The organism is Bacillus sp. L_1B0_5 (genome assembly GCF_000836715.1).
In the GTDB taxonomy this organism is placed as follows: Bacteria; Bacillota; Bacilli; order Bacillales; family Bacillaceae_G; genus Bacillus_A; species Bacillus_A thuringiensis_S.
The window spans coordinates 1-589 of the sequence record NZ_JXIS01000250.1 but is presented as its reverse complement, the minus strand read 5'-3'; the positions used below and the strand labels follow the sequence as shown (position 1 = coordinate 589).

Sequence of the window (589 nt, the reverse complement as noted above, 5' to 3'; positions counted from 1 at the left end):
TAGCTTTTTTGCACCAGAACCCTATTTGCTCATATACAACTTGTATTATAATCACAAGTTGTATATGAAATCGTTTCTATTGATTTGCATCACCGGAGATTGTCACCGTTCCATTACTCAGACCTTCTTTTTTCGCTGTCACCCGCAATACATATCCATGATCGTGTTTAAGCATATATTTTGTGATACTTGAGCACTCCAATTAGGAATTACTAACACAGGTGTACCATTTATTTGTTGTACGTTTGCATCACCTTTGACATGCCACTCCTCTAGGCCATATTTAAAGTCACCATTTTTAATAAAATTTCGAACGTCCTATAGATAAAATGCTTGTTGAATTTGATTATTTAATTCTATATATATATCATAATTATTTCAAATTCATCTGAGTTATTATATCGATTCACATTTATTACCCCCATACTAATGTTTCCAGTGCATTCAATTTACATATAAATTTTTTTATAATAAATAAAAAAATCATCCTCCCCCCCCCTGCTCATATTGTTCGGTTATAGCTTTTCTATCTCTACTTGAAAGGTTAAACGTTCCGATTAAGTTAGAGGGTGTTGCAAAACTAAAATAA

Annotated in this window: 1 pseudogene; it reads right to left on the bottom strand. The window is 32.1% G+C overall.

The features are described 5' to 3' along the window. Positions 1 to 76: 76 nt before the first annotated feature. Positions 77 to 234: pseudogene (locus RT27_RS36320) on the bottom strand (hypothetical protein). Positions 235 to 589 lie beyond the last annotated feature (355 nt).